Origin of the sequence: Devosia sp. 67-54, from assembly GCF_001899075.1 — a bacterium.
In the GTDB taxonomy this organism is placed as follows: Bacteria; Pseudomonadota; Alphaproteobacteria; order Rhizobiales; family Devosiaceae; genus Devosia_A.
Map to the genome: position 1 here is coordinate 63,341 of NZ_MKVA01000008.1, position 26,944 is coordinate 90,284.

Genomic DNA, 26,944 nt, shown 5'->3' on the forward strand with positions numbered 1-26,944 from the left:
TGGTTCCGGCGGCACAGTGATTTGCGGGCGGAGCCATGAGCGACATCGAGAACACCATCGAGGCGGCATCGGACCGCCTGGACCGCGCCTTCCAGCGCCTCGAGGCCAGCGTGCGCAGCCTCAACGGCCGCATGCGCACGCATGCGCGCATCGAGGCCGACACGCAGAAGCTGCTGGCCGAGCGCGCCAAATTCGCCGGCGACCTCGACAAGGCCAGCGCCAGGGCCAAGCGGCTCGACGACGCCTCGGCCGAGGTCGCCCGCCGCCTCGTCGTCGCCATGGATACCGTCAACGAGGTGCTGCGTAATGCCTGATGTCGTCGTCGAGATTGCCGGCAAGAAATATCGCATGGGCTGCGAGGAGGGCGAACAGCAGCATCTGCTCGACCTCGCCGCCGACTTCAACGCCAGGGTCGAGGCCATGAAGGGCGATTTCGGCGAGATCGGCGACACCCGCCTGACGGTGATGGCCGGCATCGCCGCGCTCGACGAATTGAGCGAGGCGCACCGCACCATCGACAGCCTCAAGAAGGACATCGCCGAGCTCACCACCGCCGGCCGCGAGCTGACGCTCGAGGCCGAGGAGATGGAGCAGAAATTCGCCCGCCGGCTGGCCGAAGCGGCGCGCAAGGTCGAGGCCATCGCCACCGCCATCGACGAGACCGGCTCGCCCACCGCACCTTAGCGGCCGCTAGCGGAAGCGGCCGGGCGTCCACGTCTCCATCACCGCCTGCTCGAAATCCATCTCCTCGAGCATTTCGCGCATCACCTCGTCATCGAGCAGCCGGTCGTCGCGCGCCTTGACGAGCGCGGCACGGCGGGCGGTCAGCATCTCTCCCGCCAGCGACCCCAGCAGCTCGTCGCCGGCCGACGCCATCGGTTCGCTGTCGCGCTGCCGCTGCGCTTCGATGCGCTTGAGCATCATGTCGGCCATGCGCCGCGGCCGCTCGTCGGTCTGCCGGTCGCGGAACGCCGTGATGGCGGCCAGCGTCGCCTGCCGCGCCAGATCGTCGCCGAGCTTGCGCTGCGCCGCCCGGAGCTTTTCCTCGTTCGGATCGGCAACCTTCAGGGTGCCGATCAGCCAGGGCAGCGTCAGCCCCTGGATCAGCAGCGTGCCGATGGTGACCACGAACGCCACGACCTGGATCACGTCGCGGCCGGGAAACGCCGCGCCGGTTGCCGTGACCAGCGGAATACCGGCGGCGGCGGCAAGCGTCACCACGCCGCGCATGCCGGTCCACGCGATCACCAGGTTTTCCTGCCAGGTGAAGGGCGGCAGCAGCTCGAACCCGCCCTGCCGCTCGCGCCGTGCCGGTCCGGGCCGCCCCAGCCGCTGCGGCCGCTCGCGGCCCCGCCGCGCCGGCCGCGGATGCGCGAGCCGCTCGGCATTGGCCCGGGCCCGCCAGCGCGACAGCCCCGCCGTGAAGAACACCCAGGCGACACGCACCACGATCACCGCCAGCAGCACCAGCAGCGACAGCCCGAGCAATTGCAGCAGGTCGAAGCCCTTCTCCTGCGCGTCCTCGATCACCCAGCGGAACTGCAGGCCGATATAGGCGAACACGAAGGCTTCGAGCAGCGCGTCGGCGGTACGCCAGAACTGCCGCTCCTGGATGCGCGCGTCGTAGGTCGCGGCCGTGGCGTTATGGCCGAGCGAAAACCCCGCCGCGACCACCGCCAGCACGCCGGACGCGCCGATCTCCTCGGCGAGGATATAGGCGACGAACGGCACCAGCACCGAGAGCACCGTGGCCAGCGACGGGTTGGTGAGGCGCCGCCGCAGGCGCTGCACGATCACCGCGATCGCGAGCCCGACCACGATGCCGACCACGGCGCTGTAGAGCAGATAGAGGAACAGATTGGGGATCAGCAGGTGCGCCCCCGAGACGCTGGCCGCCGCGAAGGTGAAGAGCGTCAGCGCCGCGGCGTCGTTGATCAGGCTCTCGCCCTTGAGCACCGTCATCAGCCGCGACGGCAGCTTGAGCTTGCGTCCCACCGCGACGGCGGTGACCGCGTCGGGCGGCGACACCACCGCGCCCAGCACCAGGGCGACGCCCAGCGTCATTCCCGGCATGATTCCGGCGGCGACCGCGCCCACCACCGCCGTCGTCACCGCGACGAGGAACACCCCGAGGTTGAAGATCGATCCCAGCCGCCGCACGAAGCTGATCAGCGAGAACTCGCTCGCCGCCGAAAACAGCAGCGGCGGCAGCACCACCGTCAGGATGATCTCGGGCTCGAGCTCGAGCCGCGGCAGGCGCGGGATGAACGAGGCGGCAAGCCCGACCAGCGCCAGCAGCAGCGGCGCCTGGATGCCCCGCCGCTCGGCGATCAGCGTCACCGCGATCGCCGCGATCATCACGATCAGGATTTGTGAAACCACCGTCCGGCCCCCGTTTGCCCTGCCAATATAGGCGGCAACGGCCCGACCGGAAGATTGGCAAACTTTGCCAATCTATGTCATGCTGAACGAAGAAGGAGATCAACCATGGCCACCATGAACATCTCGCTCCCCGACGAAATGAAGGAATGGGTCGAGGCACAAGTTGGCGGAGGCAGCTTCGCCAATGCCAGCGACTATATGCGCGATCTCGTCCGACACGATCAGGAACGCAAGGCCGCGATCGCCAAGCTGCAGGCGTTGGTCGACGAGGCTCGGGCGAGCGGCAGCCGCGTGATTACCGACCTCGACGCCTATTTCGAGGAGATCACGGGTAGACCGCGTCCAAAGCTCAAGTCGATCGATGCGGCTTAGGATCACCGATCCCGCGCACGACGATATTGTCGCGATGTACAAATACGGCGTCGAAACCTACGGGGAGCGGCGCGCCAGGACCTATCTTGCCGAATTGTACGACGAGTTCCGGTTTATTCTGGAGTGGCCGCTGATATCGCGGGAGCACACCGACATTCGCCCTCCTGTCCGCCAGCGAATCTACCTCGTCCATAACATCATCTATGATCTGCCTCCCGGCGAGGGTGCGAATCCTTCATGTCCTGCATCACAGCGCAGACTGGAAAAACCTCCTCTAGCCGCATTTGCCTCCTCCGCGCATCGCGCCTATATTCGCCTCGCTGCCCGGTGCGTGCGGATCATCACATCCCCGGGGCCTTATCGATCCTTAAGGGAGCTGTCCCTGACCGGACCTGTGGGTTCGGACACACGGCGCCCACCTACGTCAGTAGGTTCCCGGGATCGACTATCCCACGGCCAGGGCGGCACGAATTTCGGGGGGCGCAGCGTCGCGCGCGACAGTGGATGCCGGTTTTGCGGAACAGCGACGCTGACGGAACGGTCCTTTCGATGTTCTCGAAAGGGCGGGCTTGATGGCCGATCCCAAGGTCGAGGAAGCCAAGGCAGCGTTGCGCCTGAAGGCGCGGGCCAATCGCGCCGCCATCCTCAATTCGCTCCGCCCGGGAGCGGCGCAGGCCGCCGCCGACCACTTCTTCAACGCCGTGCCGCTGCGGCCGAGCGACATCGTCGCCGGCTACTGGCGCATCAAGGACGAGATGGACTGCCAGCCCATCCTCATCCGGCTGATGGATTCGCTGCAGCCGGTGTGCCTGCCGGTGGTGCTCGGCGACGACCTGCCGCTGGAGTTGCGGCTGTGGGAACAGGGCACGCCGCTTTACGAGGCGGGCTTCGGCACGCTCGCCCCGTCCGAACTGGCGCCGCAGGTCGAACCCGACGTCATCCTCATGCCGCTGCTCGGCTTCGACAGCCGCGGCACGCGGCTCGGCTATGGCGGCGGCTATTACGACCGGACGCTCGAAAAGCTGCGCAAGAAGCCGCGCCTCATCGGCCTCGCCTTCGCCGCGCAGGAGCTCGAGATCGTGCCGCGCGAGGCCCATGACGTACCGCTGGACATGGTGATCACCGAGCAGGGCGTGCGCAGCTTCGAGCCCGCCACCGCATGAGACTGCTGTTCCTGGGCGACGTTATGGGGCGCGCCGGCCGCGACGCGGTGAGCGACCGCCTCCCCGGCCTCATCGCCGAGTACGGCTTCGATTTCGTCGTCGTCAACGGCGAGAACGCCAGCCACGGGCGCGGCCTGACCGAAAGCCACTATGCCGAGCTGCGCGCCGCCGGCGCCGACGTGGTGACGCTGGGCGACCACGCCTGGGACCAGCGCGACACGCTGACCTATATCGAGCGCGAGCCGACGCTGCTCCGGCCGATCAATTTTGCCCCCGGCGTCCCCGGCCGCGGCGCCAATCTGGTGGAGGGCCGCAACGGCCACCGGGTGCTGGTCGTCAACGCCCAGGGCCGCGTCTTCATGAACCCCGTGGACGATCCGTTCCGCGCCGTCGAAGCGGCAATCGCCGCCTGCCCGCTCGGCGAGCAGGCCGACGCCATCGTCGTCGACTTTCACACCGAGGCGACCTCCGAAATCCAGGCGATGGGGTTTTTCCTCGACGGGCGGGTGAGCCTCGTCGTCGGCACCCACACCCACATCCCCACCGCCGACGCCCGTATCCTGCGCGCCGGCACGGCGCTGATGGCCGACGCCGGCATGTGCGGCGACTTCAACTCGGTGATCGGCATCGAGGTGGACGAGCCGCTCAACCGCTTCCTCACCGGCATCGCCCACGGCCGCTTCACCCCGGCGGAGGGCGAAGCAACGCTATGCGGCATCGCCATCGAAACCGATCCGAAGACGGGCCTCACGGTGAAGTTTTCGCCTGTCCGTATCGGTGGAACGCTGTCGCAGTCTTTGCCGAGTTTCTAGTAACGAAAGCGGCTGACTAACGGATGACCTTCAATTCGCCGCGGGCGATCTTTTCGGCGGCATCGTGACCAACGTAGCTGCCAAGCTCCTTGTCACGGATCAGTGCCTTCTTGAGTGTCCGGACGACGCTTTCTGCCCACTTAACGAATTCAGGTGACTTCTTCATCCACTCGCCGTCGTCCCAATAGACCGGCGTGTAGAAATATCGGCCGGCCTTAATGACTCCCTTGTCGCAATATGATCTCCAGTACTCGATCACCTCGGAGTGCTCGACGTCGACGTCAGTTTTCACGTCGCTGATAGACTTGACTCGAATGTCGGGTATCCATGCCGAAGGCGCGAAGTAGCATATCCGAAACGATCCACCTCCTTTAGATCCAAAGGGTAGTGATTTGAGGGGCAAGAGCGCGTTCCGGCCCTCGTTCGTGTCGCTGCTGAGGAGCTGAAGGTCAGACCGAACTCGTAACACCGACTCAAGTACACCGAGATCGACGTTGGTGACGATGAGATTGCTCTGACGTCCGATCATCTTCGCGGGCTTACTTGTTTTTGATGGGCAGGAAATCCACCGGCAGCCCCGGTTTGGCTTCAACTATGTCATCACGCGCCTGTCGCTCCCGCGCAACAGGTATGCCACCTATAGTTTGCCGCCCTACCTGGACGCCCGCAACGACATCATCCTGGTCAATGTCGATTGCGCCAACGTCAAGGTATCGACTCTTCTTCTGCCCGTCGGGGGTATCTACCCTGACCTCGGTTTTCACTTTGATATTGGGGTCGTCCTCATACTTCTTTGTTAAGTCAGCAAGCGCCTCCGCGACGCCGGCCTGGTGCGCCGGCCCACCCTTTTTCCCGTAGGGATTGGGCACGACCTTCGCCGGCTCTCCCTCGCCAACTGCATCTGTGACTTCCCCTACATCGTCCGGCAATTCGGCGGCCGGACTGACGATGCCCAGACCGAGCGAATGCACGGCCGAGTCATCGCTTGGTCCAACAGCAGTGGTAGTTGCGAGATAGAGGGCCGAGGCTAGGGCGCCGAGCCCGGCAAATCCCGGAAGCGCCGTCGCCATGCCTTCGACAAGGGTGCCGACGTTCGCGCCACTCAGGGTGCTGAACGCCGGGACTGCAATTGCCGCTCCCACCGCGATGCTTGTTTGTGGGGCGCTGCTCACTGCCCCGCCAACGCTTTGACCCAGCGCGATCAGCGATGGCGCCGTGAACGAGTTAGCCTGTGTATAGGCCGCCACGGCCGCAGCCGCCGCACTGCCCACCGCCGCGACGTTGGTGTTGGCCGGGATCGGTATGCTCGACGAACTGGCCACGCCTGTACCGACGGTGGCTCCGGTCGAGCTAACGTTGGAGGGCGCTGGGCTCGGGCTCGACGTTACAGCGCCCACGACCGCTGCTGCCGTGGCGCTGACACCGCCTCTGTCGGCGGACGTATCAGCCCCGGCGTTGACCCCGCCTCCGCCGCCTAAATTAAGCCAGACTTACAGCATCGCCGCTCTAGAGTGAGGCTGCAGCACAGCGAGCGATCTTCGTCGCACCAGCCTTCAATATCGGCGGCTCAGAACTTGAACACCGAGGCTGCGCTGGCTTTGTGCTTCTGCCGCGCCTCGATGGCGGCGCGCAGGCGGGCGATCTCGGCTTCGAGCAGGCCGATGCGGTCGGTCAGTTCCTCCACCGACATGGCGTCGATGGCCATGCCGACCTCGTGCCCCTTGGGTTTTTTCACCTCGTCGTCATCGAACATGGCGGGGCTCCTTCGGTTGGGACTATGAAGTCTAATCCCAACCCGCCCGCAGGCGCAAAACCCCCGATGCCGCTTCCCGCCGAAATGTCCGCCATCACCGCCGCCGCGCCCGGCGGCCCCGAAGTGCTGCGCCTCGCGCGCCTGCCCGTGCCGGTGCCGGGGCCGGGCGAGGTGCTGATCCGCGTCGTCGCGGCGGGCGTCAATGCGCCGGATCTGGCGCAGCGGGCCGGCACGTACCCCCCGCCGCCCGGGGCGTCGCCGCTGCTCGGGCTCGAGGTGGCGGGCGAGATCGTGGTCGCCGCCGGCCATTGGACCGTGGGTGACATGGTGACGGCGCTGTGCAATGGCGGCGGCTATGCCGAATATGCCGCAGTGCCCGCGGGACAAGTGCTTCCGGCCCCCCGCGGCTGGGATGTCGCCGACGCCGCCGCCCTGCCCGAGACCTGGATTACTGTCACGCAATCGCTGGTGATGCGCGCCGGTCTGCAGCCCGGCATGAGCGTGCTGGTAACCGGCGCGGCCGGCGGCATCGGCGGCGCCGCGATCCAGATCAGCCGCCTGCTCGGCGCCACCCCGATCGCCCTCGTTTCGTCGGCCGAAAAGGCGGCTTACGTGCTCGGCCTCGGCGCCCACGCTGCCATCCGCCACGACAGCGAGGACGTCGCGGCGCGCGTGCGCGAACTGACCGGCGGCAAGGGCGTCGACCGCATCGTCGACATGATCGGCGGCGCCACCACGCGGCGCAATGTCGAGCTGCTCGCCCGCTTCGGCCATCTGGTGCAGGTGGCGACCCTGGGCGAGCGCGATGCCGACATCCCGCTCAACCGCCTGGTCGCCAACCAGCTGACGCTGTCGGGCTCGACGCTGCGCCCGCAGACCGCCGAGACCAAGGCCGCCATCGTCGCCCATCTGCGCCAGCATTTCTGGCCGGCGCTGGCTGATCCGGCCCTGCCGCGCCCGAAAATCCGCCGCTTCGCTTTGGCCGAGGCCGCCGATGCGCATCGCGCCATGGCCGAGCGCGGCCACTACGGCAAGATCGTGCTGCTGACCTGACAAGCGGTTGGCCGATCGGACGCTCTTCGCGGCCGAACGGCCAGAGCACAGACAAACTACTGACGGAAATCGTTGAAAACCGGACTGCGACCCCGTATATTGCTGCCATTCCCCTTCTTACCAACGCCGAAAGGCGGGGCGCGCCGGTGAAGCCCGGTCGCCACCGGAAAGCGAGTTTTATCATGGCCACAACCCTCCTGATGCCCAAGGCGACCGCCGTCTGGCTCGTCGACAACACCGCGCTGAGCTTCGACCAGATCGCCGCCTTCTGCGGCCTGCATCCGCTCGAGGTGCAGGGCGTCGCCGACGGCGACGTGGCCGGCGGCATCATGGGCGTGAACCCCATCCAGAACGGCCAGCTCACCCGCGAGGAGATCGAGAAGGCCGAGGCCGACCCCGACTATCGCATGAAGGTGTCCGACCCGAAGGTCCGCGTCGCCCAGGCCAAGCGCAAGGGCCCGCGCTACACCCCGATCTCGCGCCGCAACGAACGCCCCAACGCCATCCGCTGGCTGCTGCGCAACCACCCCGAGCTCAAGGACGCGCAGATCATGCGCCTCGTCGGCACCACCAAATCGACCATCGATTCGGTGCGCGAGAACACCCATTGGAACTCGGCCAACATCCAGCCGATGGATCCGGTGACGCTCGGCCTGTGCAGCCAGATCGACCTCGACCTCGAGGTCAAGCGCGCCGCCGTCCGCAGCGGCGCCGGCACCCCGGACGAGGTCGAGCAGGGCACCATGCTGCTGACCGCCGAGGAAGCGCTGGCCACCGCCGGCGGCCGCACCGGCGCCACCGACCTGCCCGGATCGGACGCCAACCGCCGCCCCGAGCAGGATGAGGAGATCGACGCCGAATCCGTGTTCGCCAAGCTCAAATCGCTCAAATCGGACACGGCCGACGAAGACCGAGACTGAATTGCGACGACTGCAAATCGGGGGGTTGCCGCCCTCACCCCCTTCCCCTCCCCGCAAGGGGGAGGGGGGCCCGACTGAAACATCGAAGAAGGCGGTTCTATCGCCTCTGCCTCGCGGGCGGAGGCCGGGGGACCCCAGCCGCCGGATGAACTACTCCAACCCTTGAAGGAAACCGATGGCAGGCGATCCCCTGCTCGCAGTGCTGGTGCTGCTGGTCGTGGCCGTTGCGCTCGTGCCGCTGTTCAAATGGCTCGGGCTCGGCACCGTGCTCGGCTACCTCGCTGCCGGCGTCGCCGTCGGCCCCTATGGCTTCCGCCTGATCTCGGACAGCGAGACCATCCACTCGGTGTCCGAATTCGGCATCGTCATCATGCTGTTCCTCATCGGTCTCGAGGTGCATCCGCTCGAGCTCTGGCGCCTGCGCCACAAGGTGCTGGGCCTCGGCGTCACGCAGATGCTGGCGACCGCCGCGCTGCTCGGCGGCGCCGTCTGGCTCATCGGCTTTGACTGGCAGGCGGCGGTGATCGTCGGCCTTGCCCTGGCCATGAGCTCCACCGCCATCGCCATGCAGACCGTGCAGCAGCGCTCGCTGACCATGACCGACACCGGCCGCGCCACGCTGGTGACGCTCCTGGTGCAGGACATGGCGGTGATCCCGGTGCTGGCCCTGATCCCGGTGCTCGCCGCCACCTGGAGCGTGGCGCCCAATCTCGGGCCCAACGCCGTCGAGCAGGCGGCCGACGCCGTGACCAACCCCTATAGCTGGTGGGTGGCGCTGGTGATCGTCGGCGGCTTCATCGGCGTGACCCTCGCCTCGCGCTATCTGATGCGGCCGCTGATGCGCTGGGTGGCGGCCGCCAAGATCCCCGAGGGCTTCACCGCGCTCGGCCTGCTGATCGTCATCGGCGCCGCCTTCGCCACCGACAGCATGGGGCTGAGCCCGGCGCTCGGCGCCTTCCTCGGCGGCGTGCTGCTCGCCGACAGCGAGTACCGGCACGAGCTCGAAAGCAACCTCGAGCCGTTCAAGGGCCTGCTGCTCGGCCTGTTCTTCATCTCGGTGGGCATGGGCATCGCCTTCGGCGTGCTGTTCGCCGAACCGCTGCGCGTGCTGAGCCTCGTGGTCGTGGTCATCGCTGTCAAGATCGCCGTGCTCTACGTGCTCGGCACGTTCTTCAAAATGCACGTCGCCGACCGCCTGCTGCTCGCCATCCTGTTGAGCCAGGCCGGCGAGTTCGCCTTCGTGCTCATCAACTTCGCCCGCTCCGCCGCGCTGCTGCAGCAGCAGGAGGCACAGCTCTGGGCCGTGGTGGTGGCGCTGTCGATGGCGCTGACGCCGGTGCTGCTGCTGCTGTTCGACAAGGTGTGGGTGCCGCGCATCAATGCCCGCGCACCGCTGCCCGCCATCCCCGACGATCTGCCCGACCATCGGCCGGTGATCGTGCTCGGCTATGGCCGCTTCGGCCAGATCGTCACCCGCCTGCTGCGCGCCCAGGGCTACACCATGACCCTGATCGACGACGACCCGGCGCAGATCGAGCTGGTCAAGCGCTTCGGTGTAAAGGTGTTCTACGGCGATGGCGGCCGCCTCGACATCCTGCGCGCCGCCGGCGCCGCCGAGGCGCAGATGATCGTCATCGCCGTGGCCGGCGGCGACCGCATCCTCGCCATCGCCGAAATGATCCGCCGCAACTTCCCCAAGGTGAAGATCGCCGCGCGCGCCATCGACCGCAGCCATGCGCACGCGCTGATGGCGCTCGGGGTCGACGTGTTCGAGCGCGAGACCTTCCGCGCCGCCATCGCGCTCGGCGCCAAGGCGCTGGAGGCGCTCGGCCATTCGCCCGAGGAGGCCCGCCGCCTCGCCGACGCCTTCGAGAAGCACGACATCCGCCTGCTGCACGACTCCTACGAGCTGCGCGACGACCGCGACGCCTATATCGGCTTCGTGCGCCGCTCGACCGAAATGCTGGACCAGGTGATGCGTGCCGACCGCGAAGCCGCCGAAGCCCGCAAGCCCGACGATTCCGCCGCCGCCCAGTAGCGGCCGGCTTGACAACACCGGCCGGCCGTCGTCGGGATGGCGGCCTCTCCTGCCTGCCCGAGTCCCCCCATGTTCGATCCCTGGTTCTGGTCCGTCGCCGTGGCCACCGTGGCCATCGTGGCCCTCAGCAAATCGGGCCTGCTGGGCAGCCTCGGCATGGTGGGCGTGCCGCTGCTGGCGCTGGTGATGCCGGCGCGCGAGGCGGCCGGCATGCTGCTGCCGCTGCTGTGCATCATGGACATCATCGGCGTGCTCGCCTTCCGCCGCGAGGTGGACTGGCGCAACATCCGCATCATGCTGACGGGCGGCCTTGCCGGCACGCTGGTCGGCTGGGCCCTGTGGAGTGTGATCACCGACGCCGAGGTGCTGCTGATCGTCGGCATCATCACCATGCTGTTCATCATCGACGCGGTGGTGCCCTGGCGGAAGCGCCTGGCCGAGGGCGCGGCGCCGTCGGCGCCGTGGGGCGTGTTCTGGGGCGGCGTCGCCGGCCTCACCAGCTTCATCAGCCACACCGGCGGCCCGCCGGCGCAGATCTACCTGCTGCCGCAGCGCCTGCCGCCCAACATCTATTCCGGCACCACGGTGATCTTCTTTTTCGCCATCAACTACGCCAAGCTGATCCCGTATTACTTCCTGGGACAGCTCTCGCTCGCCAATCTCGAGACCGCCGCCGTGCTGGCCCCCATCGCCATCGCCTTCATGCTGCTCGGCGTGTTCCTGGTGCGCCGCATCTCGGCGAAGCTGTTCTACCAGGTGGCCTATGTGCTGGTGTTCTTCATCGCCCTCAAGCTGATCTATGACGGCGTCGGGGGCGTGTTCTTTCCCGGGCACGCGTAAGACGCGAGCATTTCGCGATGCGACCGGCTCCGGCGGGCGTTGCCCCCACCCCCAGCCCCTCCGTGCAAGGGGGAGGGAGCCTGACTGAAACATCGGTGCCTGCGGTACCATCGCCCCCCTTCCTTGCGGGGAAGGGACGGGGCTCGGGGCCGCACCCGCCGGAGACGCATCCGGTCGGTCGCACAGAGCCTGAAAAACAAAGGCCCAGGAAACTCCTGGGCCCGAATTGGCTGCCGCGTTACGCGCCGCTGGCCTGCAATCGCTGCAATTCGTCCTTGATTTCGAGCTTTCTACGCTTGAGTGCCGCGATCATCATGTCGTCGTGCGAGAGATGGGTCATCTCGTCGTCGATCTGGCGCTCGATTTCCCTATGCCGCCTTTCGAGGGCGGCGATATGGCCTTCAGTCGTCATGACAACTCCTTTCAAGCGTTTCGAACGACTCGATGGTAAGAAAAGACAGGTGCGTTGTCGACGCCCTCGCGGCGGCGTGGGAAAGCTGGTGTAAAGCGCCGCGGCAATGCGTTAACCAGATGTCTCAGACTGCCCGGAATCAGGGGAATCCAAGGGTCTTCCGATGCTGCCGCTGACCAAGGAACAGGAAGTCGCGCTCGGGCTGGAGCTGGCCACAAAGCGGCAGGAACATGCCGATCTCGACGCCGCCATCCACACCCTGTCCTCGTCCGGCTATGCCGACCAGATGCTGCTGCAGCGCATGAAGAAGCGCAAACTGGCGCTCAAGGACCGCATCGTGCAGCTCGAGAACCTGCTGCTGCCCGACATCATCGCTTGAGCGGCGGAGCGATTTTCGCTACACGCCCGGCTTCACGAGGGGCCCGACATGCCAACGCCGCCGTCCGTCGCCATCGTCATGGGCAGCCAGTCCGACTGGGCCACCATGAAGCACGCCGCCGACACGCTGGACGCGCTCGGCATCGGCCATGACGACCGCATCGTTTCCGCGCACCGCACCCCCGACCGGCTGGTGGATTTCGCCAGGGGCGCCAGGGCCGAAGGCTTCAAGGTGATCATCGCCGGCGCCGGCGGCGCGGCGCATTTGCCCGGCATGATCGCCGCGATGACCACCCTGCCGGTGTTCGGCGTGCCGGTGCAGAGCCGGGCGCTCGGCGGCCAGGACAGCCTGCTGTCGATCGTGCAGATGCCGGCCGGCATCCCGGTCGGCACCCTCGCCATCGGCGAGGCCGGCGCCACCAACGCCGCTTTGCTCGCCGCCGCGGTGCTGGCGCTGAACGACGCGACGCTCGACGCCGCGCTGGCGCAATACCGCGCCGACCAGACCGCCGGGGTGGCGATGTCGCCTCGCAAAGATGGCTGATATGGCCCCCACCCCCGGCCCCTCCCCGCAAGGGGGAGGGGTGCGATGGAGCCGCCGGCAGGGTGGTGCAGTCAGGCTCCCCTCCCCCCTGCGGGGAGGGGTTGGGGGTGGGGGCAGTTGCCCACAAGGTACGCCATGACCTGCCCCCGCGGCGCCGTGATCGGCATCCTCGGCGGCGGCCAGCTCGGGCGCATGCTGTCGCTGGCCGCGGCGCGGCTGGGGTTTCGCACCCACATCTATTGCCCGGATCCGGCAAGCCCCGCCTTCGAGGTGACGCCGCACAGGACCGTCGCCGCCTATGACGACGAGGCGGCGCTGGCCGCCTTCGCCGCGGCGGTCGACGTGATCACCTATGAGTTCGAGAACGTTCCGGCGCCGACCGCCGAATTCCTCGCCGGCCTGAAGCCGCTGCGGCCGGGCGCCCGGGCCCTGGCCGTGTCGCAGGACCGGCTGGTGGAAAAATCCTTCATCGGCGGCCTCGGCATCCCGGTCGCCCCGCACCGCGCCATCCGCGGCGCCGCCGATCTGGCGCCGGCGCTGGCGGCGCTCGGCACCCCCGGCATCCTCAAGACCACGCGGCTGGGCTATGACGGCAAGGGCCAGCGCAAGGTCGGCTCGCTCGCCGAGGCGGAGGCGGCGTTCGCCGCCCTCGCCCCGCATCCGCTGGTCTACGAGGCGTTCGTGCCGTTCGTGCGTGAAATCTCGGTGGTCGCCGCCCGCGGCCTCGACGGCGCCGTGGCGGCGTTCGATCCGGCCGAGAACGTGCACCGCGACGGCATCCTCGCCACCTCCAGCGTTCCCGCCGCGATCTCCGCCGCCACCGCCGCCGCCGCCCAGGCGCACGCCGCCGCCATCGCCACCGCGCTCGACTATGTCGGCGTGCTGGGCGTCGAGTTCTTCGTGCTCCAGGACGGGAAGCTGTGCGTGAACGAAATCGCTCCGCGCGTGCACAATTCCGGCCACTGGACCGAATCCGTTTGCATTTGCGATCAGTTCGAACAGCACATCCGCGCCCTCGCCGCCTGGCCGCTGGGCGATCCGCGGCGGCTGGCGGACGTGGTGATGGAAAACCTGATCGGCGACGCCATCGCGGCGATTCCGGCGCAACTGGGCCCCGGCATCCGCCCGCACGCCTACGGCAAGGCCGAGTCGCGGCCGGGCCGGAAGATGGGCCATCTCAATCGGATTTCCCTAAAAACGCCCCTAAAATAGGCCGTTTTCGCCCCGTTCACCCGTGGACAAGCCCGCGCGCTTCAACTATATACGCCGACCACGGTGACCGGCTTGGCCGGTCGGCGCGATTGTCTTTGGCAATTACGCTCGAACTCAACCACTGATGACGAATTCACGAAGGGCGGTTCCGCTTGCAAGTAGTTGTTCGCGATAACAATGTCGACCAGGCGCTGCGCGCGCTGAAGAAGAAGCTGCAGCGCGAAGGCGTCTTCCGCGAGATGAAGCTGCGGAACTACTACGAAAAGCCGTCCGAGAAGAAGGCCCGCCAGAAGGCCGAAGCGGTGCGCCGTGCCCGCAAGCTTGCCCGCAAGCGCGCCCAGCGTGAAGGCGGCCTGCCCGCTGCTCCCACCGCCGCCGCCCGTCCGGCGCGCGCCGAACGGTCGTAAGTCAGTCGACGCCGCCTGCCCGGGCGGCGTTTGCGTTCGACCAAGCCCGTTCCCCCGGCTCCCTTGGGGGAAGCGTCAAACAAAACAACCTGAGGGACTATCATGAAGAAACTTATCGCCGCCGTCGCGATCTCCGCCCTGGCCGCCGTCGGCTTTGCCGGCCAGGCCGATGCCGCCAGCCGCGTCAAGGTGGGTGTGCTGAGCTGCGACGTGGAGCCCGGCATCGGCTACCTGATCGGTTCCGCCAAGGATCTCACCTGCTGGTTCAAGCCGTCCAACGGCGGCAAGTCCGAGCGCTATCACGGCTCGATCAAGAAGCTCGGCCTCGACGTCGGCTTCACCGCCAAGACCAAGATCGCCTGGCTGGTGTTCGCCGCGACCAAGGATTGGGCCAAGAAGCACGCCCTCGCCGGCACCTATGTCGGCGCCTCGACCGAAGCCACTCTCGGCGTCGGCCTCGGCGGCAACTGGCTGATCGGCGGCTCCAACAAGTCGTTCGCGCTGCAGCCCTGGTCGATCCAGGGTCAGGTCGGCCTGAACTACTCGCTCACCTGGACCGATCTCACCCTCGAGTAAGATCGACCGCATCGAATTTGAAACGCCGGTCCACTGGGCCGGCGTTTTTGTTTGTGCGGCGACGGGACTGTCAGCGCCTGGCCGCTTCCACGCTCTCGAAGAACGCCTTGGCCTTCTCCCACTCGCCGCGGTCCCACAGGCCGTCGTGGTTGGCGCCCGGCTCGAGCCAGAGGCCGGCCTTGACCGGAGCCAGGTCGTAGACGCGCTGGCCGTGCGCAACGCCGATGGTGGTGTCGCCGGTGCCGTGCGCCACGAACACCGGCGCCGTGACGGTGCCGATCCAGTCGTCGACCGGATATTTGTCGTCCATCAGCAGGTCGACCGGCAGGTACCAGTAGCGATCGCGCCCGACCGCCGTCGCCGAGTCGAACGGCGTTTCAAGGAACAGGGCGTCCGGCTTGCGCTGGCTCGCCACATAGGTCGCCGGCCCCGAGCCGAGCGAGCGGCCCCAGACCACGATGGGGAAGCCCTTGGCTGCCGCCCAGTCGTAGGCAGCCAGGGCGTCCTCGAGGATGTGCGCCTGGCTGATCTCGCCGGGCGAGCCGCCGAAGCCGCGATAGTCGAAGGCGAGAAAGCCGTAGCCGTCCGCCTCCATCGCCTCGTAGCGCTGATGCTCGCGCGAAAAGCTGAGGGCGTTGCCGCGATAGTAGACGATCAGCGGCTTGCCCGGCTGCGGCGCCTCGTACCAGCCGGCGAGGCTCGACCCGTCGCCCGAGGGGATCGCCACCAGGCTCGCCCGGTGCAGCAGCGTCTCGTTGAGGCTGAACATCCTGCCGCCCGGCTCGTACTGCAGGCTGCGCTGGTTGAGGTAGATGTAGCCCAGCAAGGCGCAATAGCCGACGACGATGACCACGAGGACCCCGATCAGGATCCGCCACACCCACTTCATGCCCGCTCCTCCGTGCGCCGAGGATAGCACGCCTCGCAGCGTTCGGGGACTAGGCCGTCGTGGCCGGCTCCAGCGCTTTCTTGAACGCCATGTCGAAGACCTCTTCGGGCTGTGCGCCGCTCATCGCGAAGCGGCCGTCGAAGATGAAGAACGGCACGCCCTGGATGCCCTGCTGCGCCGCGGCCATCGCCAGTTGATGCGACTCCTCGAGCTCGCGCGGATCGGCGATGTCGCCCAGCGCCTCCTCGCGCGTGAACCCGTAGCCGGTGGCGATCTCGGCCAGCACCTCGGGATCGTTCACCTGCCGGTGGTCGAGGAAATAGGCGGCGGCGATGGCATTGGCGAGCGCGTGCTGCGTGCCCTTGGCCCGGGCCAGCCGGATCAGCGTATGCGCCTTCTGCGTCGGGAAGGTGCGCGGCTGCTGGCTGAGATCGAGCTCGATGCCCGACTTTTTCGCCTCGCTTTCGGCCCGCGCCCAGATCGCCTTGGGCTCGCGCCCGTATTTCTGCTGCAGCATGGCGCCGACGTCGTAGCCCTCGGGCGGGGTGTTGGGATCGAGGTAGAACGGATGGTTCTCGACATCCACCGTCACGTCCGCCGGCAGCGCCGCGATCGCCTTGTCGAGCCGCGCCGAGCCGATCAGGCACCAGGGGCAGACGATGTCGGTGAAGAGGTCGACCTTGAGCGTGCGGGACATGAACCGGGCCTTGCAACGGAAAGCCGCAACATGGGAAGCCGCCCCCGATCCCGCAAGCAGGCACATGGCTGTGAGTTAGGCGCGTGCCGGCAGGACGGCGGGCGTCACGTGGCGAGCAGCATGGCCGGCGGCCGCCACAGGCGCCGGATCGGCCAGGCGACGAGGCGCACGAGGAGCCGCGCCGTGCGGCTCGACCAGCGCAGTACGAACAGCGTCAGGCCGAACAGCCAGAGCGCCGCGCCGACAAGCCAGGCGCCGAGCTCGACGAGGAGCTTTCCCAGCCGCAGCACGCCATGGCCGAGCAGCTTCATCACCCCGAGGAAGCGGCCCTGGTAGCGGTCGGCCGCCCTGGCCAGCAGCCGCACGTCGGCGACGCTGTCGGAGGCTTCGGCGCTGAGCTTCATCGCCCGCACGCCACCGGCCTTGCCGATGCGGCCGAAATCGGTGGCGAGATCGGTCACCACTGCCGCCGCTTTCGGGTTGAACACCCGGGCCAGCGGCCCACCCATCTCGCCCAGCCGGAACTCGCGGCCGAGATTGACCGTCTCGGCCAGCGCCGCCTTGTCGATGCTCTTGCCGAGACGCGCGCCGACCTCGCCCACCAGCCGCACCGGCAGCTTGCCGACCTTGCTCATGGCCTTGAGGAACGACACCCCGGTCTTGACCGGCAGCGTCCCGCCCAGGCTCATCACCGTGCTGACCGTGAGGCCGAGCCCGACCGTGGCGACGCCGAGGGTGAAGTAGTTGACCGGCTGTCCGGTGAGGTAATGCGTGCCCTCGCCCACCAGGTCGCGCACGTCGCCGACGCCGCTGAGGTCGGTCGCCACCACGCAGGCAAGGCCCGCTTCGCTGTCGAAATCGCCGTTGACGACGCAGTTCCAGCCCTGCTGCAGCACATTGCCGACATCCACCGCCGGCAGCGCCGCGATGCGCGCCACGAGCCCGGGCGGCACCGCCACCTCCTGGCTCTGCGCCAGCGCCAGCAGCGAGCGCGCCAGGTCGCCGTCATTGTGGTCGAGCGCCGCGGCGATCTCGGCCTCGTAGCGCTGTGGCGGAATCTGCCGCAGCCGGTAGTCGGCCACGGCGCCGTCCGCCGCGAAGGCGAGCGTCCTGGCCGCCAGCCAGGCCTGTGGCGACAGCAGCAGCCCGACGACCAGCAATGTCGCCGTCACCGACCGGAAGATCGCCCGAAACAGATAGCGCACGCCGCCTCCGGACCCATGATCCGCCATCATCTGGGCATGCTGGTGCCAAAACAAAAGGGCCGCCCGATGGCGGCCCTGCGAATTCCTCGATCCCGTGCGGGCCTAGTGCCCGAGTGCCTTGACGATGTCTTCCGTCATCTTCTTGGCGTCGCCGAACAGCATCATGGTGTTGTCGCGGAAGAACAGCTCGTTCTGCACGCCGGCATAGCCCGCGGCCATGCCGCGCTTGATGAAGAGCACCGTTCCAGCGTCCTCGACGTTGAGCACCGGCATGCCGTAGATCGGCGAGCTCTTGTCGGTCTTGGCCGCCGGATTGGTCACGTCGTTGGCACCGATGACGAAGGCCACGTCCGCCTGCGCGAACTCGGAATTGATGTCCTCGAGCTCGAACACCTCGTCATAGGGCACGTTGGCCTCGGCCAGCAGCACGTTCATGTGCCCCGGCATGCGCCCTGCCACCGGATGGATGGCGTATTTGACCTCGACGCCTTCCTTCTTCAGCAGGTCGGCCATTTCGCGCAGCGCGTGCTGCGCCTGCGCCACCGCCATGCCGTAGCCGGGGACGATGATGACCTTGCTGGCGTTCTTCATCAGGTAGGCCGCATCGTCGGCGGCGCCCTGCTTGACCGGCCGCGTCTCCTCCTCGCCGCTCGCCGCGGCGCCCTCGTCGGCGCCGAAGCCGCCCAGGATCACCGAGATGAAGCTGCGGTTCATCGCCTTGCACATGATGTAGCTGAGGATGGCGCCCGACGAGCCCACCAGCGCGCCGGTGATGATCAGCGCCGTGTTGCCCAGCGTGAAGCCGATGCCCGCCGCCGCCCAGCCGGAATAGGAGTTGAGCATCGAGACGACCACCGGCATGTCGGCGCCGCCGATCGGGATGATCATCAGGACGCCCAGCGCCAGCGCGAGGATGGTGATGAGCCAGAAGAAGATCGCGTTCGAGGTGATGAAGAATGCCACGATCAGCGCCACCAGCACGAGGCCGAGCACCGAATGCAGAATGTGCCGGCTCGGCAGCAGGATCGGCTTGCCGCCCATGCGGCCGCTGAGCTTGAGGAAGGCGATGATCGAGCCGGTGAAGGTGAAGGCGCCGATGGCGACGCCCAGGCTCATCTCGATCAGGCTCTCGGCCCGGATGCGGTCGCCTTCGAGGATGCCGAAGGCTTCGGGCGCATAGAGCGCCGCGGCCGCGACGCACACCGCCGCAAGGCCGACCAGCGAGTGGAAGCCCGCGACCAGCTCGGGCATCTGCGTCATCTTCACGTTGCGCGCCAGATATGCGCCGATGCCGCCGCCGATGGCGATGCCGCCGATGATCAGCACCCAGCTCAGCCAGTCGGAAACGCCGGTGACCAGCAGCGTGGTGACGATGGCGATGGCCATGCCGACCATGCCGAGCAGGTTGCCGCGGCGCGAGGTGGCCGGGCTGCTGAGGCCGCGCAGCGCCAGGATGAAGAGCGCGCCCGCGATGAGATAGAGCAGCGCCGCGATGTTGCCGGAGATCATCGGTCAGCCCTTCTTCTTGTACATGGAGAGCATGCGCTGCGTGACGAGGAAGCCGCCGAAGATGTTCACGCTGGCAAGCACCAGCGCGAAGAAGCCGAAGATCTTGCTGGCGATGTTGGCGTCTGCCGCGAGGTGCGCGCCGACGGCGAGCAGCGCGCCCACCACGATCACCGAGGAGATGGCGTTGGTGACGCTCATCAGCGGCGTGTGCAGCGCCGGCGTGACGCTCCAGATCACGAAATAGCCGACGAAGATCGCCAGCACGAAGATCGAGAGCTGGAAGATGAAGGGATCGATCATGGCTCGCTCCGCTATGCCGCGACTTTGATGTTGGGATGCACGATCGCGCCGTCGCGCGTGAGCACGGTAGCCTTCACCAGCTCGTCGTCCCAGTTGACCGCGAAGGCCTTGGTCTTCTTGTCGAACATCGTCTCGAGGAAGGCGACGAGATTGCGCGCGAACAGCTGGCTGGCCGAGGTGGCGAGCCGCGCCGGCACGTTCTTGTAGCCGATGATGGTGACGCCGTTGGGCGTGGTGATCACCTCGCCCGGCCTGGTCAACTCGACATTGCCGCCGCGCTCGGCCGCGAGGTCGACGATCACCGAGCCCGGCTGCATCGACTCGACCATCGCCTTGCTGACCAGCTTCGGCGCCGGCCGCCCGGGGATCAGCGCCGTAGTGATGACGATGTCCTGCTTGGCGATGTGGCTGGCGGTGAGCTCCGCCTGCGCCGCCTTCTCCGCGTCGGTCAGCTCGCGGGCGTAGCCGCCCGACCCCGACGCGTCCTTGAGCGCATCGGTCATGATGAATTTCGCACCCAGCGATTCCACCTGCTCGCCGGCGGCGGCGCGCACGTCGGTGGCGCTCACCACCGCACCGAGGCGCTTGGCCGTGGCGATCGCCTGCAGGCCCGCGACGCCCGCGCCCATCACGAAGACTTTCGCCGGCCGCACCGTGCCGGCCGCCGTCATCATCATCGGCATGGCGCGGTCGAAGGCGACCGCCGCATCGAGCACGCCCTGGTAGCCGGCGAGGTTGGCCTGGCTGGAAAGGATGTCCATCACCTGCGCGCGGGTGATGCGCGGCATGAACTCCATGGCGACGAGCGTCGCCCCGGTCCTGCCCAGCGCCTCGATCTCGCGCTCGTTGCCGTAGGGGTCCATCGACCCGATGACCAGCGCGCCCTTGGCGATGCCGGAAAGGATATCGACCGTCGGCCGGCGCACCGTGAGCACGATCTCGGCGCCCTTGACCGCTTCGGCGGCCGTCGGCGTGACCGTCGCGCCGGCCTTCTGGTACTCGGCATCGGGAAACCGCGCCTGAGCGCCGGCGCCGGTTTCGATGGCGACGCTGTTGCCGAGGCCGATCAGCTTCTGCACAGTCTCCGGCGTGGCCGCCACCCGGGTCTCCCCGTCGGCGCGCTCGCGGACGATTGCAATCTTCATGAATGTCTCCCGATCGGCCCGGCGGTTCCGGGGGGTTCAGCCAGGTCTCAGGTGGGAATCCGCTTCGGCCCGAACAGCCACCAGCCGATCGGTGCGATCAGCCCGACGATGATCAGCACAAAGCCGGCCGCAGGAGCGCCGCCCTGGATGATGCAGAACAGGCCGACGATGATGAAGGCGAGCTGGATGACCGCCCATTTGATCAGATTGGTAACGTTTTCCCAGGTCCGCTCGTGCTGCATGTAGTCCATCGCCTCATGCATCTCTTCGGCTTCCTGTTCGTCGATGCGGGTCTCGTCTCTCATGGCGTCCTCGGTGGTTCAGTTGGGATCGGTGGCCTCCAGCTCGCCGATCAGCCTTTCGATCATGGATAGGCCGAGCGACCAGAAATCCGGGTCGCGCGCGTCGAGCCCGAAGGGCTTGAGCAGCTCAGAATGGTGCTTGGACCCCCCGGCCTTCAGCAGCTCGAAATAGCGCTCGGCAAACCCGTCGCTGGCCTTCTCATACTGGGCATAAAGCGAGTTCACAAGGCAGTCGCCGAAAGCATACGCATAGACATAGAACGGCGAATGGATGAAGTGTGGGATGTACGACCAGAAGATGCCGTAGCCGTCATTGAGCTTCACCCCCGGCCCCAGCGAATCCCGGGAGACGTCGAGCCAGATGTCGTTGAGCTGCCCGGTGGTCAGTTCGCCGTCCTTGCGGGCGGTGTGGACCCGCCGCTCGAAGGTGTAGAACGCGATCTGCCGCACCACGGTGTTCAGCATGTCCTCGACCTTGGAGCTGAGCATGGCGAAGCGGTGCTTGCTGTCGGTGGTCGCATCCAGCATCGAGCGGAAGGTCAGCATCTCGCCGAAGACCGAGGCGGTTTCGGCCAGCGTCAGCGGCGTGTTGGACAGGATCGAGCCCTGTGGGCCGGCCAGCACCTGGTGCACCCCGTGCCCGAGCTCGTGCGCCAGCGTCGTCACGTCCCGGGCTTTGCCGAGATAGTTGAGCATCAGATACGGATGCGCCGACGGCACCGTGGGGTGCGCGAACGCGCCCATCGCCTTGCCGGGGCGGACGGGGCCGTCGATCCAGCCGCTGCCGAAGAACGGCTCGGCGACTTCGCGCAGTTTCGGCGAGAACTTGCCGTAAGCGTCGAGCACCGTGGTCCGGGCGCTGTCCCAGTCGAACACACGGTCGTCGCTCGAGGGCAGCGGCGCGTTGCGGTCCCAGGCGTTGAGCTGGTCCTTGCCGAACCATTTCGCCTTCATGCGGTAGTATTTGTGGCTGAGCCGCGGATAGGCGTCGCGCACCGCCTTTTCCAGCGCATCCACCACCTCGCGCTCGACCGAATTGGCCATGTGCCGGCTGTCGGCGATGTCCGTGTAGCCGCGCCAGCGGTCGGAGATTTCCTTGTCCTTGGCCAGCACGTTGGTGATGTGCGTGAACAGCCGCTGGTTCTGCGTCAGCGTCTTGCCCAGCGCGTGGAACGCCGCCTCGCGCCGCGTTTCGTCGCGGTCGGACAGCAGGTGCAGCGTGCTCTCGATCGGCAGGTCCTCGCCGTCGACCTCGAATTTCAGCGCCGCCATCGATTCGTCGAACAACCGGTTCCAGGCCTGTGCGCCGGTCACCGATTTCTCGAAGAACAGCTCCTCGAGCTTTTCGTCGAGCTGATACGGCTTGGCCTTCCTGAGCTCGGCGAACCAGTGCCGGTAGCGGGCGAGGTTGGCGTCTCCGGCCATGGCGGCCTCGAGCGTCGCATCGTCGATGGCGTTGAGCTCGAGCTCCCAGAACAGCAGGCCGGTCGCGAGGTCGGTGATCTGCTGGTTGAGATCGCCCAGGAATTTCGTGCGCTCGGGATCCTGGGTGTTCTGCGCATAGCGCAGATAGGCGTAGGAGCCGAGCCGGCCGGTCACATCGCCCAGCTTTTCCGAGCGCTCGACCGCCTCGTAGAGCCTGCCGGCCCCGGCCAGCGCCTCGAGCTTGCCCTTGTAGTCGGCCTCGAACGCCTTGGCCTCGTCCTTGCTCCATTGCAGATCGCGCTTGAGCTCGGCCGAGTCGGGAGCGGGATAGAGGTCGGTCAAATCCCATTCCGGCAACACCCCGAATTCATTGTGCCCCTTTGGCGCGGGAGCGGCGGGGGCGCGGACGGGGTCGGACATGAGGCAAGGCTTTCTCGGGATTTGGCGCGCGGACCATATCCAGCGCCGAAATCGATCTCAAGCCGGCGATTTGGCAGGTCGCGGTTAGCGTGATAGTCTGAGGTACTACCAAGGAGTGGACGATGTCCGACAGCACCTCGATCAAGTTGCGCGACGGCCTCAAGGAGCGCATCGCCAGCATCGCGGAAGACGATCGCCGCAGCGCCAACTGGATCATGAACGAGGCAATCGAGAAATATATCGATCAGCGCGAGAAGCGCGCGGCGCTGCGGCGGGAGCTCGAGGAGCGGCACCAGCAATATGTGGCCGAGGGCCGCCTGCACCTGACGCAGGATGAAGTCGTCGGCTGGATGAAGGAACGTCGCCAGGATCCATCGGCCCCAATGCCGAAACTTCATAAATAGCCATGACCGATCTCGAATGGTCACGGCATGCCCTCGCCGACCTCGCGCGGCTGGATGCGTTCCTGCGCGCAAAGAACCCGCGTGCTGCCGACGATGCCATCGACCTGCTGTTGGCAGCGGCTCATGAACTCATCACGTTTCCCGCCCTTGGCCGACCATTCGAAGGACCCGACGACTCGTACCGGGAACTCGTCGTGCGCTTTTCGAACAGCGGATATCTGATCCTCTACCGCTACGTGGACGACATCGTGGACATTCAGGCGGTCCGGCATCAAAGCGAAGAAAACTACTGACCGCCTGCCTTAAAGCCCTCTTAACCCCCCACCCCGATCCTGCTCCGAAACGGCACAGCGCGATTCGTCGGGGTCGGCGGCGCGCCAGAAAAACGGCTTGGGAGCTTCATGGCGCGCGTCCTCATTGTCGACGACGATCCGGTACAATTGCGCCTGACGGCGGAGGTCGCCCGCCGCGCGGGCTTTACGCCGGTGACGGCGGCCGGCGGCGACGAGGCGCTGAGCCTGCTGCGCGCCGATCCCGGCTTCGGCGCCATGATCCTCGACCTGGTGATGCCCGAGCGCGACGGCATGGCCGTGCTCGACGCGCTGCAACGCGACAATCTCAACGTGCCGGTGATCGTGCAGACGGCGCATTCGTCGCTCGAAACCGTGGTCTCGGCCATGCGCAACGGCGCCGTCGACTTCTTCGTCAAGCCGGTGGCGCCGGAGCGGCTGATCGTGTCGCTGCGCAACGTCATGAAGCTGGGTGAGCTCGAAACCATCGTCCGCACCGATCGCAACCGCCGCGCCGGCCTGCTCGGGCTGGGCGACATCGTCACCCGCGCCCCCGCCATGGACCGCGTGCTGACCCTGGTGCAGAAGGCGGCGAAAAGCCCGATCCCGGTGCTGATCGAGGGCGAAACCGGCACCGGCAAGGAGTTGATCGCCCGCGTCATCCAGGGCATGGGCGACAGGGCGACCAAACCCTTCGTCACCGTCAACTGCGGCGCCATCCCGGCCAACCTGGTCGAATCCACGCTGTTCGGCCACAAGAAGGGCGCCTTCACCGGCGCCGTCGCCGATCACGCGGGCAAGTTCAGCGAAGCCAATGGCGGCACGCTGTTCCTCGACGAGATCGGCGAATTGCCGCCCGACGCCCAGGCCAAGCTGCTGCGGGCGCTGCAGGAAGGCGAGATCGAGCCGGTCGGCGCCTCGCGCATCGAGCGCGTCAATGTCCGGGTGATCTCGGCCACCAACCGCCGGCTGCTCAACCTGGCCCAGGCCGGGGCCTTCCGCGAGGACCTGTATTATCGGCTGAACGTGTTTCCGGTGTACCTGCCGCCGTTGCGCGAGCGCCGCGAGGACATCGAGCTGCTGGCCGGCCATTTCATCGCCCGTTTCGCCGCCGAGGCCGGCAAGCGCATCGCCGGCCTGTCGGGCCCGGCCCTGGCGCTGCTCCAGGGATATGACTGGCCGGGCAACATCCGGCAGCTCGAAAACACCCTCTACCGCGCCATCGTGCTGTCCGACGGCGGCTATCTCGAAATCGCCGACTTCCCGCAGATCGTCGCCCAGGCGCGCGGCCGCGAGGAATCGCTGAAGCTGACGACGAGCCTGACGCTGCCTTCAGCACCCGTTCACATCGATGCCGCTAGGCCTGTCGCCAGCAAGGTGGAAACGCGGGAGGCCGTTCCAGACCGATTCCTCGATGCCAAGGGCGAGGTGCTGCCGCTCGAAACGCTCGAACGCGAGCTGATCGAGTTCGCGCTGAAGCGCTATGGCGGACGCATGTCGAAGGTGGCGCGGGCGCTGGGGATCGGCCGCTCGACGCTCTACCGCAAGCTGCGCGACTACGGCCTCGAGGGTGATTTTTCCGACGCCGCATGAGCGGCCGAATGCACCCGGAACGCCGCTGTTCCCGTTGCATGAAGGCCACAGGCCCGGGTCACAATTCGGTGAGGAATTGCTCGCGTTAATGCTTGTAGTTTAAGCCCGAAGGGTCGTCTCGCAGCGCTTCGTTTCTCCCGCCGCGCCTGCACGATACCCGAACATGACGGAGACTGCCCGTGCGTGCATTGATGGCCCTTTTGCTGGCGGGCGTGACCCTCTCGGGCGCCGCGCACCCGGCGCTCGCCGAAGCGGCGGCCGACACGCAGGCGGTGGTCGAAAAGGCCGCCCTGGTGGTCATCGCGCCGCCGCGCTCCGATATCGCGCGCATCATCAAGGCCGGGCTGCAGAAGGCCTATTACGCCGCCAAGCCCGACACCCGCGCCTACAGCCAGGCGCAGAAACTGTATTTCTTCTACGGCGCCCGCGGCTTCGAGCCGCTGTGGCTGACCACCGGCGCCGACGGCAGCGCCACCTTCTCGCCCAATGCCGAAAAGATCATCGCCGTCTTCAAGCACGCTCAGTTCGAAGGGCTGCGTCCGTCGGACTATCTGTCGCCCGCGCTCGACCCGGCCGCCGCCGGCACCGACCCGGCCAAGCTCGCCGCGCTCGAGACCGCCTTCTCGGCGGCGACGCTGAACTACGCCCAGGACAGCTATGGCGGCCGCATCAACCCCACGGACGTCAACGTCCTGCTGACCATCGCGCCCAAGAAGCTCGACGCCGCCGACACGCTGACCAAGCTCGCCGCGTCGAACGATCCGGCCAAGTTCCTTCTGAGCCTCGATCCGCCGCACCCCGAGTTCAAGCTGCTCAAGGCCGCGCTCGCCAAATTCTACGACAAGGACGCGGTCAAGACCGAGACCATCACCATTCCCGACGGTCCCACCCTCAAGCTGGGCATGAAGGACGAGCGCGTGCCGACGCTGCGCGAGCGCCTCGCGGTGCCGGCGCCGGAAATTCCCGAAGGCGCCACCGACGCCAAGGTGGACACCACCTACGACAAGCCGCTGATGGAGGCGGTCAAGGCGTTCCAGGCCGGCCTCGGCCTCACCGCCGATGGCGTGATGGGCCCGGCGACCGTCGCCGCGCTCAACGGCGCCGGCACCGTCAGCAAGGACGACATCATCGCCAACATGGAGCGCTGGCGCTGGGAGCCCAACGACCTGGGCGCCTTCCATGTCGAGGTGAACATCCCGCAGTTCACGGTGTGGATCGTCAAGGACGGCGAGCCGGTGCATTCGACCCGCGTCGTCGTCGGCCGCCCCACCAACATGACGCCGGTGTTCTCCGACGAGATCGAGGACATCGTCGTCAACCCGTACTGGAACGTGCCGCCCTCGATCGCCACCAACGAGATCAAGCCGCACCTGATCGCCAATCCGGGCTATCTCGACAGCCAGAACATGGAGATGCTGGCCGGCGGCAAGGTGGTGAACGCCTCGGCCATCGACTGGACCACCACCAACATCAACAACTACCACATCCGCCAGAAGCCGGGCGGCGCCAATGCGCTGGGGCAGATCAAGTTCCTGTTCCCCAACGACCTCGACATCTACCTGCACGACACGCCGTCGAAATCGCTGTTCGCCCGCGCCTACCGGGCCTATTCGCATGGCTGCGTGCGCGTGCAGAACCCGATGGATTTCGCCGGCGCCCTGCTCGCCACCAACCCCGATCTGAGCGAGGACAAGCTCAAGGCGATGTTCGGCGACAAGGAAAAATGGGTGCCGCTCAAGCACCACATTCCGGTGCATCTGATGTATTTCACGCTGCGCGCCGATCCCGACGGCACCATCCGCAGCTATGGCGACGTCTACGGCCACAACAAGAAGCTCATCGAGCTGATGAACGCCTGACGACAATCCCTATCGGACGGGCCGTTTGGCCCATCCGGCTGGCG

Annotated in this window: 31 protein-coding genes and 1 other RNA gene; 19 read left to right on the forward strand and 13 right to left on the reverse strand. The window is 67.1% G+C overall.

All coding sequences use genetic code 11. The annotated features are described in order from the left end of the window. Positions 1-35: 35 nt before the first annotated feature. The gene (locus tag BGO82_RS13510) at positions 36-314 is read left to right on the forward strand and encodes a DUF4164 family protein (RefSeq protein ID WP_291306130.1); all 279 of its coding nucleotides are present in this window, start codon (positions 36-38) and stop codon (positions 312-314) included. Further along, complete coding sequence (gene zapA, locus BGO82_RS13515; protein WP_291306131.1) at positions 307-684, forward strand: cell division protein ZapA; 378 nt, start codon at positions 307-309, stop codon at positions 682-684. Before BGO82_RS13510 ends, zapA begins: the two co-directional genes overlap by 8 nt. A gap of 6 nt (positions 685-690) precedes the next feature. Here zapA and BGO82_RS13520 read toward each other — a convergent pair whose 3' ends face one another. Further along, complete coding sequence (locus BGO82_RS13520; RefSeq protein ID WP_291306132.1) at positions 691-2,382, reverse strand: cation:proton antiporter; 1,692 nt, start codon at positions 2,380-2,382, stop codon at positions 691-693. Between the two features lie 105 nt (positions 2,383-2,487). On the opposite strand from BGO82_RS13520, the gene BGO82_RS13525 reads away from it, so the two are divergent. The 4 genes from BGO82_RS13525 to BGO82_RS13540 all read left to right on the forward strand — a co-directional run bounded on the left by BGO82_RS13525 (position 2,488) and on the right by BGO82_RS13540 (position 4,729). Then, positions 2,488-2,754, forward strand: coding sequence for a type II toxin-antitoxin system ParD family antitoxin (locus BGO82_RS13525; RefSeq protein ID WP_291306133.1), 267 nt, complete (start codon positions 2,488-2,490; stop codon positions 2,752-2,754). A 314-nt stretch (positions 2,755-3,068) separates the two neighbouring features. Next, positions 3,069-3,226, forward strand: a non-coding RNA gene (gene ssrS, locus BGO82_RS13530) — 6S RNA. A 100-nt stretch (positions 3,227-3,326) separates the two neighbouring features. Beyond that, complete coding sequence (locus BGO82_RS13535) at positions 3,327-3,917, forward strand: 5-formyltetrahydrofolate cyclo-ligase (RefSeq protein ID WP_291306134.1); 591 nt, start codon at positions 3,327-3,329, stop codon at positions 3,915-3,917. Then, on the forward strand, positions 3,914-4,729 hold the full coding sequence (locus BGO82_RS13540) for a TIGR00282 family metallophosphoesterase (RefSeq protein ID WP_291306135.1): 816 nt from the start codon (positions 3,914-3,916) through the stop codon (positions 4,727-4,729). The genes BGO82_RS13535 and BGO82_RS13540 overlap by 4 nt, the downstream gene beginning before the upstream one ends. A gap of 16 nt (positions 4,730-4,745) precedes the next feature. On the opposite strand, the gene BGO82_RS13545 is transcribed toward BGO82_RS13540, so the two are convergent. The 3 genes from BGO82_RS13545 to BGO82_RS13555 form a co-directional block, all read right to left on the reverse strand. Then, positions 4,746-5,258: a hypothetical protein gene (locus BGO82_RS13545; protein ID WP_291306136.1), complete on the reverse strand. Its 513-nt coding sequence runs from the start codon at positions 5,256-5,258 to the stop codon at positions 4,746-4,748. Between the two features lie 10 nt (positions 5,259-5,268). Continuing rightward, complete coding sequence (locus BGO82_RS13550; protein WP_291306137.1) at positions 5,269-6,051, reverse strand: hypothetical protein; 783 nt, start codon at positions 6,049-6,051, stop codon at positions 5,269-5,271. Positions 6,052-6,296: 245 nt separating this feature from the next. Further along, positions 6,297-6,482 (reverse strand): DUF1192 domain-containing protein, encoded by a 186-nt coding sequence (locus BGO82_RS13555; protein ID WP_291306138.1) that lies wholly within the window; start codon positions 6,480-6,482, stop codon positions 6,297-6,299. Positions 6,483-6,548: 66 nt separating this feature from the next. On the opposite strand from BGO82_RS13555, the gene BGO82_RS13560 reads away from it, so the two are divergent. The 4 genes from BGO82_RS13560 (at position 6,549) to BGO82_RS13575 (ending at position 11,333) form a co-directional block, all read left to right on the forward strand. After that, a complete protein-coding gene (locus tag BGO82_RS13560) occupies positions 6,549-7,535 on the forward strand; it encodes an NAD(P)H-quinone oxidoreductase (protein WP_291306139.1) in 987 nt (328 codons plus the stop codon). 182 nt (positions 7,536-7,717) lie between these two features. Continuing rightward, positions 7,718-8,455 carry a cell cycle transcriptional regulator TrcR gene (locus tag BGO82_RS13565; RefSeq protein ID WP_291306140.1) on the forward strand — a complete coding sequence of 246 codons (738 nt, stop codon included), beginning with the start codon at positions 7,718-7,720 and terminating at the stop codon, positions 8,453-8,455. 175 nt (positions 8,456-8,630) lie between these two features. After that, a complete protein-coding gene (locus BGO82_RS13570) occupies positions 8,631-10,493 on the forward strand; it encodes a monovalent cation:proton antiporter-2 (CPA2) family protein (RefSeq protein ID WP_291306141.1) in 1,863 nt (620 codons plus the stop codon). A 69-nt stretch (positions 10,494-10,562) separates the two neighbouring features. Beyond that, on the forward strand, positions 10,563-11,333 hold the full coding sequence (locus BGO82_RS13575) for a sulfite exporter TauE/SafE family protein (RefSeq protein ID WP_291306142.1): 771 nt from the start codon (positions 10,563-10,565) through the stop codon (positions 11,331-11,333). 238 nt (positions 11,334-11,571) lie between these two features. Here BGO82_RS13575 and BGO82_RS13580 read toward each other — a convergent pair whose 3' ends face one another. Beyond that, positions 11,572-11,745: a DUF465 domain-containing protein gene (locus tag BGO82_RS13580; RefSeq protein WP_291306143.1), complete on the reverse strand. Its 174-nt coding sequence runs from the start codon at positions 11,743-11,745 to the stop codon at positions 11,572-11,574. 163 nt (positions 11,746-11,908) lie between these two features. On the opposite strand from BGO82_RS13580, the gene BGO82_RS13585 reads away from it, so the two are divergent. The 5 genes from BGO82_RS13585 (at position 11,909) to BGO82_RS13605 (ending at position 14,862) form a co-directional block, all read left to right on the forward strand. Beyond that, on the forward strand, positions 11,909-12,124 hold the full coding sequence (locus tag BGO82_RS13585) for a DUF465 domain-containing protein (protein WP_291306144.1): 216 nt from the start codon (positions 11,909-11,911) through the stop codon (positions 12,122-12,124). Positions 12,125-12,172: 48 nt separating this feature from the next. After that, positions 12,173-12,667 (forward strand): 5-(carboxyamino)imidazole ribonucleotide mutase, encoded by a 495-nt coding sequence (gene purE, locus BGO82_RS13590; protein ID WP_291306145.1) that lies wholly within the window; start codon positions 12,173-12,175, stop codon positions 12,665-12,667. Between the two features lie 135 nt (positions 12,668-12,802). After that, positions 12,803-13,879: a 5-(carboxyamino)imidazole ribonucleotide synthase gene (locus BGO82_RS13595; RefSeq protein ID WP_291306146.1), complete on the forward strand. Its 1,077-nt coding sequence runs from the start codon at positions 12,803-12,805 to the stop codon at positions 13,877-13,879. A 152-nt stretch (positions 13,880-14,031) separates the two neighbouring features. Beyond that, positions 14,032-14,286 (forward strand): 30S ribosomal protein S21, encoded by a 255-nt coding sequence (gene rpsU, locus BGO82_RS13600; protein WP_291306147.1) that lies wholly within the window; start codon positions 14,032-14,034, stop codon positions 14,284-14,286. Positions 14,287-14,388: 102 nt separating this feature from the next. Beyond that, entirely contained in the window at positions 14,389-14,862 is a 474-nt protein-coding gene (locus BGO82_RS13605) for a DUF992 domain-containing protein (protein ID WP_291306148.1), read from the forward strand. A gap of 70 nt (positions 14,863-14,932) precedes the next feature. On the opposite strand, the gene BGO82_RS13610 is transcribed toward BGO82_RS13605, so the two are convergent. The 8 genes from BGO82_RS13610 to BGO82_RS13645 form a co-directional block, all read right to left on the reverse strand. Beyond that, a complete protein-coding gene (locus BGO82_RS13610) occupies positions 14,933-15,751 on the reverse strand; it encodes an alpha/beta hydrolase (RefSeq protein ID WP_291306149.1) in 819 nt (272 codons plus the stop codon). Positions 15,752-15,800: 49 nt separating this feature from the next. Beyond that, positions 15,801-16,448 carry a DsbA family oxidoreductase gene (locus tag BGO82_RS13615; RefSeq protein ID WP_291306150.1) on the reverse strand — a complete coding sequence of 216 codons (648 nt, stop codon included), beginning with the start codon at positions 16,446-16,448 and terminating at the stop codon, positions 15,801-15,803. A 104-nt stretch (positions 16,449-16,552) separates the two neighbouring features. Next, entirely contained in the window at positions 16,553-17,653 is a 1,101-nt protein-coding gene (locus BGO82_RS13620) for a hypothetical protein (RefSeq protein WP_291306151.1), read from the reverse strand. Positions 17,654-17,755: 102 nt separating this feature from the next. Continuing rightward, positions 17,756-19,159, reverse strand: a complete 1,404-nt coding sequence (locus BGO82_RS13625) for an NAD(P)(+) transhydrogenase (Re/Si-specific) subunit beta (protein WP_291306483.1) — start codon at positions 19,157-19,159, stop codon at positions 17,756-17,758. Positions 19,160-19,165: 6 nt separating this feature from the next. Then, positions 19,166-19,555: an NAD(P) transhydrogenase subunit alpha gene (locus BGO82_RS13630; protein ID WP_291306484.1), complete on the reverse strand. Its 390-nt coding sequence runs from the start codon at positions 19,553-19,555 to the stop codon at positions 19,166-19,168. Beyond that, positions 19,474-20,607, reverse strand: a complete 1,134-nt coding sequence (locus tag BGO82_RS13635; RefSeq protein WP_291306152.1) for a Re/Si-specific NAD(P)(+) transhydrogenase subunit alpha — start codon at positions 20,605-20,607, stop codon at positions 19,474-19,476. The genes BGO82_RS13630 and BGO82_RS13635 overlap by 82 nt, the downstream gene beginning before the upstream one ends. 47 nt (positions 20,608-20,654) lie before the next feature. Beyond that, entirely contained in the window at positions 20,655-20,912 is a 258-nt protein-coding gene (locus BGO82_RS13640) for an aa3-type cytochrome c oxidase subunit IV (protein WP_291306153.1), read from the reverse strand. A gap of 15 nt (positions 20,913-20,927) precedes the next feature. Beyond that, positions 20,928-22,754, reverse strand: coding sequence for a M3 family oligoendopeptidase (locus tag BGO82_RS13645; protein WP_291306154.1), 1,827 nt, complete (start codon positions 22,752-22,754; stop codon positions 20,928-20,930). Positions 22,755-22,876: 122 nt separating this feature from the next. On the opposite strand from BGO82_RS13645, the gene BGO82_RS13650 reads away from it, so the two are divergent. The 4 genes from BGO82_RS13650 to BGO82_RS13665 all read left to right on the forward strand — a co-directional run bounded on the left by BGO82_RS13650 (position 22,877) and on the right by BGO82_RS13665 (position 26,900). Beyond that, a complete protein-coding gene (locus tag BGO82_RS13650; RefSeq protein WP_291306155.1) occupies positions 22,877-23,158 on the forward strand; it encodes a ribbon-helix-helix protein, CopG family in 282 nt (93 codons plus the stop codon). Positions 23,159-23,160: 2 nt separating this feature from the next. Beyond that, positions 23,161-23,451 carry a type II toxin-antitoxin system RelE/ParE family toxin gene (locus tag BGO82_RS13655; RefSeq protein ID WP_291306156.1) on the forward strand — a complete coding sequence of 97 codons (291 nt, stop codon included), beginning with the start codon at positions 23,161-23,163 and terminating at the stop codon, positions 23,449-23,451. 108 nt (positions 23,452-23,559) lie between these two features. Further along, the gene (locus BGO82_RS13660) at positions 23,560-25,041 is read left to right on the forward strand and encodes a sigma-54 dependent transcriptional regulator (RefSeq protein ID WP_291306157.1); all 1,482 of its coding nucleotides are present in this window, start codon (positions 23,560-23,562) and stop codon (positions 25,039-25,041) included. Positions 25,042-25,220: 179 nt separating this feature from the next. Beyond that, positions 25,221-26,900, forward strand: a complete 1,680-nt coding sequence (locus BGO82_RS13665; RefSeq protein ID WP_291306158.1) for a L,D-transpeptidase family protein — start codon at positions 25,221-25,223, stop codon at positions 26,898-26,900. Positions 26,901-26,944: the final 44 nt, after the last annotated feature.

Bases quoted from the DNA above. Each gene is read 5' to 3' on its own strand.
- BGO82_RS13510 (WP_291306130.1), top strand. From the start codon at position 36: ATGAGCGACATCGAGAACACCATCGAGGCGGCATCGGACCGCCTGGAC.
- zapA (WP_291306131.1), top strand. From the start codon at position 307: ATGCCTGATGTCGTCGTCGAGATTGCCGGCAAGAAATATCGCATGGGC.
- BGO82_RS13525 (WP_291306133.1), top strand. From the start codon at position 2,488: ATGGCCACCATGAACATCTCGCTCCCCGACGAAATGAAGGAATGGGTC.
- BGO82_RS13535 (WP_291306134.1), top strand. From the start codon at position 3,327: ATGGCCGATCCCAAGGTCGAGGAAGCCAAGGCAGCGTTGCGCCTGAAG.
- BGO82_RS13540 (WP_291306135.1), top strand. From the start codon at position 3,914: ATGAGACTGCTGTTCCTGGGCGACGTTATGGGGCGCGCCGGCCGCGAC.
- BGO82_RS13545 (WP_291306136.1), bottom strand. From the start codon at position 5,258: ATGATCGGACGTCAGAGCAATCTCATCGTCACCAACGTCGATCTCGGT.
- BGO82_RS13555 (WP_291306138.1), bottom strand. From the start codon at position 6,482: ATGTTCGATGACGACGAGGTGAAAAAACCCAAGGGGCACGAGGTCGGC.
- BGO82_RS13560 (WP_291306139.1), top strand. From the start codon at position 6,549: ATGCCGCTTCCCGCCGAAATGTCCGCCATCACCGCCGCCGCGCCCGGC.
- BGO82_RS13565 (WP_291306140.1), top strand. From the start codon at position 7,718: ATGGCCACAACCCTCCTGATGCCCAAGGCGACCGCCGTCTGGCTCGTC.
- BGO82_RS13570 (WP_291306141.1), top strand. From the start codon at position 8,631: ATGGCAGGCGATCCCCTGCTCGCAGTGCTGGTGCTGCTGGTCGTGGCC.
- BGO82_RS13575 (WP_291306142.1), top strand. From the start codon at position 10,563: ATGTTCGATCCCTGGTTCTGGTCCGTCGCCGTGGCCACCGTGGCCATC.
- BGO82_RS13580 (WP_291306143.1), bottom strand. From the start codon at position 11,745: ATGACGACTGAAGGCCATATCGCCGCCCTCGAAAGGCGGCATAGGGAA.
- BGO82_RS13585 (WP_291306144.1), top strand. From the start codon at position 11,909: ATGCTGCCGCTGACCAAGGAACAGGAAGTCGCGCTCGGGCTGGAGCTG.
- purE (WP_291306145.1), top strand. From the start codon at position 12,173: ATGCCAACGCCGCCGTCCGTCGCCATCGTCATGGGCAGCCAGTCCGAC.
- BGO82_RS13595 (WP_291306146.1), top strand. From the start codon at position 12,803: ATGACCTGCCCCCGCGGCGCCGTGATCGGCATCCTCGGCGGCGGCCAG.
- BGO82_RS13605 (WP_291306148.1), top strand. From the start codon at position 14,389: ATGAAGAAACTTATCGCCGCCGTCGCGATCTCCGCCCTGGCCGCCGTC.
- BGO82_RS13610 (WP_291306149.1), bottom strand. From the start codon at position 15,751: ATGAAGTGGGTGTGGCGGATCCTGATCGGGGTCCTCGTGGTCATCGTC.
- BGO82_RS13615 (WP_291306150.1), bottom strand. From the start codon at position 16,448: ATGTCCCGCACGCTCAAGGTCGACCTCTTCACCGACATCGTCTGCCCC.
- BGO82_RS13635 (WP_291306152.1), bottom strand. From the start codon at position 20,607: ATGAAGATTGCAATCGTCCGCGAGCGCGCCGACGGGGAGACCCGGGTG.
- BGO82_RS13640 (WP_291306153.1), bottom strand. From the start codon at position 20,912: ATGAGAGACGAGACCCGCATCGACGAACAGGAAGCCGAAGAGATGCAT.
- BGO82_RS13645 (WP_291306154.1), bottom strand. From the start codon at position 22,754: ATGTCCGACCCCGTCCGCGCCCCCGCCGCTCCCGCGCCAAAGGGGCAC.
- BGO82_RS13650 (WP_291306155.1), top strand. From the start codon at position 22,877: ATGTCCGACAGCACCTCGATCAAGTTGCGCGACGGCCTCAAGGAGCGC.
- BGO82_RS13655 (WP_291306156.1), top strand. From the start codon at position 23,161: ATGACCGATCTCGAATGGTCACGGCATGCCCTCGCCGACCTCGCGCGG.
- BGO82_RS13660 (WP_291306157.1), top strand. From the start codon at position 23,560: ATGGCGCGCGTCCTCATTGTCGACGACGATCCGGTACAATTGCGCCTG.